The 6,000-nt window shown below is 46.6% G+C and carries 6 protein-coding genes, 1 tRNA gene and 1 pseudogene; all 8 read left to right on the forward strand.

The genetic code is table 11. The annotated features are described in order from the left end of the window. Window positions 1–69: 69 nt before the first annotated feature. Window positions 70–609 carry an HD domain-containing protein gene (locus PUQ60_RS09600; protein ID WP_273381101.1) on the forward strand — a complete coding sequence of 180 codons (540 nt, stop codon included), beginning with the start codon at window positions 70–72 and terminating at the stop codon, window positions 607–609. A 158-nt stretch (window positions 610–767) separates the two neighbouring features. Further along, window positions 768–1,538, forward strand: a complete 771-nt coding sequence (locus PUQ60_RS09605; protein WP_273381102.1) for an AAA family ATPase — start codon at window positions 768–770, stop codon at window positions 1,536–1,538. Window positions 1,539–1,614: 76 nt separating this feature from the next. After that, window positions 1,615–2,790, forward strand: a complete 1,176-nt coding sequence (locus PUQ60_RS09610; RefSeq protein ID WP_337501749.1) for a ParB/RepB/Spo0J family partition protein — start codon at window positions 1,615–1,617, stop codon at window positions 2,788–2,790. Window positions 2,791–2,841: 51 nt separating this feature from the next. Continuing rightward, entirely contained in the window at window positions 2,842–3,345 is a 504-nt protein-coding gene (locus PUQ60_RS09615) for a DUF4446 family protein (RefSeq protein ID WP_117796781.1), read from the forward strand. Window positions 3,346–3,419: 74 nt separating this feature from the next. After that, window positions 3,420–4,298 (forward strand): DUF3881 family protein, encoded by an 879-nt coding sequence (locus tag PUQ60_RS09620; RefSeq protein ID WP_022359164.1) that lies wholly within the window; start codon window positions 3,420–3,422, stop codon window positions 4,296–4,298. A 396-nt stretch (window positions 4,299–4,694) separates the two neighbouring features. Beyond that, window positions 4,695–4,766 (forward strand) — tRNA-Arg (locus PUQ60_RS09625). 315 nt (window positions 4,767–5,081) lie between these two features. Further along, entirely contained in the window at window positions 5,082–5,696 is a 615-nt protein-coding gene (locus tag PUQ60_RS09630; protein WP_273482950.1) for a ParB/RepB/Spo0J family partition protein, read from the forward strand. Then, window positions 5,614–5,949: pseudogene (locus PUQ60_RS09635) on the forward strand (AAA family ATPase); the annotation flags it as partial. The gene PUQ60_RS09630 and the pseudogene PUQ60_RS09635, both read left to right, overlap by 83 nt. Window positions 5,950–6,000: the final 51 nt, after the last annotated feature.

Below are 6,000 nucleotides of genomic sequence, written 5' to 3' on the forward strand. Positions count from 1 at the left end.
AATTGATATTAAACTCATTATAATGTTCACGTATCAAAAAATCAATCGATGGGGAAAGAAATGCGCGATATGATAAAGAAGGAAAATAAGTTATGCTTTCAGCATCGTATGGAACGGAAGACAGAGAAATCTTTTCAGTTGTCGGCGGGCAGGCAGCGGTTGCTGGCGGAAACGATACGCGAACTGAAGCAGGAAGGGCGCTTAGACGAGGAGAAGCTGGCGATGCAGCATGGTACGACATCCATTTACCGCCACAGCCTCAATGTTGCCTACACAAGCCTTTGGATGATGGAACGGTGGCAGATTCGCTTGGAACCAAAATCACTTGTGAGAGGGGCATTGCTGCACGATTATTTTTTGTATGACTGGCATCAGAAGGATCCCTCGCACCGCCTGCACGGCTTCCGTCACCCGAAAACAGCGCTTGGAAATGCACAGAGAGATTACTATTTAAATTGGAAGGAAAAAAATATCATCGCACGTCATATGTTTCCGCTGATACCGGTGCCGCCTCAGTGCCGCGAGGCATGGATTGTGTGTCTGGCAGATAAATGGTGTGCTCTGGGGGAGACAATGGAGCCGATGTTTCACGTGAAACATTTTAAATGAAATTTTTCTAAAAAAGTAGGAAATGAGTTTTAAGTGTGTTATACTATTAGGCAAGACAAGAACGGGAAAAAGCTGGAAATCGCTGTGCGGATGCCTGCGGGAAGGCTTTTTCCTGTCTTTCATGTGAGATAAAACCGAGGAAATGGAAGGAATACGGTATGGGACGAACGATTGCGATTGCAAATCAGAAGGGCGGCGTAGGTAAAACGACAACGGCGATCAACCTGTCGGCATGCCTGGCAGAGGCGGGACAGAGGGTTCTGGCGATCGATTTTGATCCGCAGGGAAATGCAACCACTGGTTTGGGATTGGAAAAAGAACAGATTGAAGATACAGTCTATGAGCTGCTTTTGGGCGATTGCACACTGGAGGACTGTCTGATGCGCGATGTTCAGGAAAATCTGGATGTTCTTCCTTCGGATTCGAATCTGGCAGGAGCTGAGATTGAACTTCTGGATGTGGAAAATAAAGAGTCGGTGTTAAACGGTTATCTGGAGACAATCCGCGATCAGTATGATTTTATTATCATCGACTGCCCGCCGTCGCTGAGTCTTTTGACGATCAATGCGCTGGTAGCGGCAGATACGGTGCTGGTGCCAATCCAGTGCGAATATTATGCGCTGGAAGGACTGAGCCAGGTACTCCGGACGATCGGTCTGGTCCGGAAAAAGATGAATCCGTCGCTGGAGCTGGAGGGCGTGGTATTTACCATGTATGATGCGAGAACGAATCTCTCCCTGCAGGTCGTAGAGAATGTAAAACAGAACTTAAATGAGCGGATTTACAAGACGATCATACCGAGAAATGTGCGACTGGCGGAGGCGCCGAGTCACGGAATGCCGATCAACCTGTACGACAGCCGTTCGACCGGTGCAGAGAGCTACCGTCTGCTGGCAGCAGAGGTGATCAGCCGGGGAGAAGAGCTGTAGGCAGGAAAATAACGGTGAAGTGAAATTCAGAAAGGATGCCTGCCGGGGCGTCGGGAGGTTCGTGAGGAGGAAGGAAATGTCAAAGAGAACGGGGCTTGGCAGAGGACTGGGAGCTTTTTTTGGAAATGATTACGAGAATGCAGAAGCGGGAAAAAGCAGCGCAAAGCCATCGGATGAAGCCGGAAAAAAGACTTCCGTTCGTGAGACGAAACAGGAGATAGAGAAAAAGAGCCTGGAAGAGCTGGATATGGTGCTTCCGGGATCTAAAAAACAGAAAAAATCGGCGTCTGCCGGAAAGACAGCTGCGAAAACAGTGGGAAAAGGCAGCCGCGTGGGAGTTGCAAAGGCATCCGGAAAGACGACGGCAGAAGGAAAAACCCGCACAACCGGGGAGATGGCGGCAAAATCGAAGATACAGACGGCAAAAGCGGAGCCGGTCGTAAAGATCGTTGAGGTGGAAAAAGAGAAATTTCTAAATATTTCGGAGATTGAGCCAAATGTCAGCCAGCCGCGTAAGATGTTTGATGAAGAACAGCTCGGAGAGCTGGCAGAATCCATCCGCCGTTACGGCGTGCTGCAGCCGCTTCTGGTTCAGAAAAAGGGCGATCGTTATGAGCTGATTGCCGGAGAGCGCCGGTGGAGAGCTGCAAAACTGGCAGGATTTCGGGAAGTTCCGGTGATCGTGCGCGAGTATACGAGACAGCAGACGATGGAGATCGCCCTGATCGAGAACGTACAGCGTGCAGATTTAAATCCGATTGAGGAGGCGAAAGCCTACCAGATGCTGATTCAGGAGTTTGGGCTGCGTCAGGAGGACGTGGCAGAGCGCGTAGCGAAGAACCGTGCGACGATCACGAACAGCATGCGTCTTTTGAAACTGGATGAGAGAGTGCAGGAGATGCTGATTCAGGACCGGCTTACCGGAGGTCATGCGAGAGCGCTTCTTTCGCTGGAAGATGGTGAAAAACAGTACCAGTTGGCGCTTAAAACAGTAGAAAATCATTTGAGCGTCCGCGAGGTCGAGCGTTTGGTGAAAGAGCTTTTGAAGCCGAAAAAGGCGAAAAAGAAAGCAGATCCGGAACGCGATATGGAGGTCTTTTTCAAGGATGTGGAAGAGAAGCTGAAAGGGGTTATGGGAACGAAGGTTTCGATCAACCGCAAGGATAAGAATAAAGGCAGAATCGAGATCGAATACTATTCATCAGCGGAACTGGAACGTCTGATTGAGCTTTTGGAGTCATTAAGACAGTAATCACACAAAATTCGTCCCAGGGGACGGATGATGGGAAATGAGGAATGAAAGATGGAGAGCAGTATTTTTAGCGGGATTGGCATCGATCCGGGGATTATCGTGATCGTTCTGGCGATCCTGACACTCATATCATTTATTGCATCCGTCATCTGTTTTTCGCAGTATAGGAAGTTGTATCGCAGATATGATATGTTTATGCGGGGAAAAGATGCGGAGACGCTCGAAGACACGATCATGGAACTGGTGGATGAGACCGAGTATCTGCGGGCAAAGGACGGAGATACAAAACGCCTGGTGGATTCGGTTGTCTCCAAGGCGCAGGCTGGATACCAGAAAACCGGTATTGTCAAGTACAATGCGTTTAAGGGCATGGGCGGCAATCTGAGTTTTGTCATTGCCATGCTGGATGATAACAACACGGGATTTGTGCTGAATTCTGTTCACAGCCGTGAAGGCTGTTACCTGTATCTGAAGGATGTCGTAGAGGGCAAGACCGAGGTGCTTTTAGGAAGTGAAGAGAAGGAAGCACTGGAGCGTGCGCTTGGGTATAAGTAAGGAAAATAAAGGATAGAAATGAGGCGGCTGTATGTGTTGGCAGCAGCTGCGGATTGTAGTTAGAAGGAGTCAATATGCATCGTTTTTTGCGAGCTGCCGGATTTAGTATGTATCAGAAGAAGAAGGACATCCGTGCCCTGCTTCGCTGTCTGGCGAGAGAGGCGGGAACCTCCAGCTGTCTTCAGCTTGACAGGGAGACCGAATTATATGAGATCAAGACAGAAGTTGCGCCGGGGATCGGCGTGGCGATGTATGGGGAGCTGAATGAGCAGGATGAGATGGAGATAGAGTATTATTATCCCTATATCCTGAACGAGGAGGTAACCTCGCGGGCAGAATGTTCCATTCAGCGTCATACGGAGAAGGAAACCTATGCGGGGCTTCTGGATGAGTATAAGGTAGGGCTTTCGCTGATCTTTTATCTCTTGAATCCGATCGAATACAGGGAGTGTTACCGGAAAGAGCGCGAGCGCTTACAGGTGACTTCGGTCAGCCTGGCAGGATTTGCCAATCGGGGCAAGGTGCTTCTTCCGATCAAAAAGACGGCGCTGCAGATTGAAAAAGCCAAAGTGGCGGCGAAAAACCGGGATGAACTTTTGGAAGCGGCAAAAAATGGCGACGAGGATGCGATGGAGTCTTTAACAATCGAGGATCTGGATCTCTATTCGATGGCATCGCGCCGGGCGACGAGAGAGGATATTTATTCGATCGTCGATACAACTTTTATGCCAAGCGGGATCGAGTGCGATCAGTATTCGATTTTAGGCGAGATCAAAGAGGTTATATGTAAGAAAAACCGGTTTACCGGCGAGGAAATCTATGATCTCAAGGTGGAATGCAACGATCTGTATTTCCGCGTGGGTATCAATAAGATGGACCTGCTTGGAGAACCGCTTCCGGGACGTCGGTTTAAAGGAAAAATATGGATGATGGGAACGGCTCATTTTGCGTAAATGCCTATAAAAAATCCTCGGATTCAGGTCCGGATGGAGATAAAAGCAAATGAGACGGTAGAACATAAATTGCATACGGAGCAGGTGGGAAGAGAAAATAGTTGCGGAACACATGAAAATGAATTATAATAAAGTGCAGTATGAAAAGACGATATATGTTTCACGTGAAACATATAAATCTCTGTAGCTCAGTAGGATAGAGCGTTCACCTCCTAAGGTAGAACCATGGCGGAACCCTTTTGAAGAAAAAGGGTAGCGTTTGAGGGTCACTTAAGGAAGCAAAATCTGAAAAATCAGAAGAGATAAGAAAGAGATAATTCATCACGAAAGTGATTGAGTTCATAAAGTTGGTCGCCGTGACCGAAAAGGCTGAAAAAGCCCGAAAATACGGCATTTGTTCCCATAGTTAAATGGATATAACAAGCGCCTCCTAAGCACTAGTTGAGGGTTCGATTCCCCCTGGGAACGTGCATTTTTTGCAGCAATGATCGTAAAAGCTCATTGCTGCTTTTTCTTTTTTCCGGTGCTCGTGAGCACCGAGAGAACACTTAAACGCAAATATTGAGCACCGAAATTTCTTAACGGGCACCAATGCAATAATTCAATCCTGGTACCGAACGGAGATAACTACAGCGTAGGATAAGGATTGGGGTGTCAATGAATGTAAATATGGTTTTCTTGCCTGAACAAAACAGGCCTGACGGATCTATCCGCTCAGATTAGATTAAGAATCTATTCTGGGCGGATTTTTTTCGTTACAGATATTTTAGAGGAGGATAGCTTATGGATAAAAAAACGGATGTAAGAGATCCGGATGAAAAAGTTGTTGAGATTGAAATGGAATGGTTAAGAGCATTTCCAAATCATCCATTTAAAGTGATCGGAGACAGTCAGATGATTGAGCTGCAGGACAGCATAAAAAAGTATGGTGTACTGAATCCATTGATTGTTCGTCCAAAGATTGAAGGCTACTACGAAATTATTTCTGGCCACAGAAGAAAATATGCGGCTGAGAAGCTGGGATATAAGAAAATTCCGGTAATCATTCGTATGTTGCAGGATGATGAAGCAGTAGTGATCATGGTCGATTCCAATTTGCAGAGAGAGCAAATTACACCAAGTGAAAAGGCCTATGCCTATAAGATGAAATATGATGCCATCAAAAAAAAGGCAGGCAGAAAGAATTGTAGTCAAGTTAACCACAATACAGGAAAGAGGAGTATTGACGTAATCGGAGAACTTTGTGGTGACAGTGCGAAGCAGGTGCATAGCAGTATCAAATCAAAAAGGTGGAGTTGGAAAGACGGTATCGTGCGTGAATTTAGGAATCGGATTGGCACAGGAAGGGAAAAAGGTTCTTCTGATAGATGCAGATCCGCAGGGCAGTCTCACAATTAGTTTAGGGTATGAGGAACCGGATGAAATGGAGTATTCTCTTGCAACGCTGATGCTAAATATTGTGAATGATGAAAAACTGAACATGGAAAAAACAATCCTTCATCATAAGGAAGGTGTGGATCTGATACCGGCCAATATAGAATTATCAGCGATTGAGGTATCTTTGGTAAACGCAATGAGCAGGGAACTGATTATGAGGTCACTTATTGAGAGATTAAGGGAATTTTATGATTTTATCATTATAGATTGTATTCAGAAGTAGTAGATACGAATGGAAGCGGACATGGTGCATTGGCAGGAGTTC

Source organism: Clostridium sp. AF02-29, assembly GCF_934835585.1.
Taxonomy (GTDB): Bacteria; Bacillota; Clostridia; order Lachnospirales; family Lachnospiraceae; genus Otoolea; species Otoolea fessa.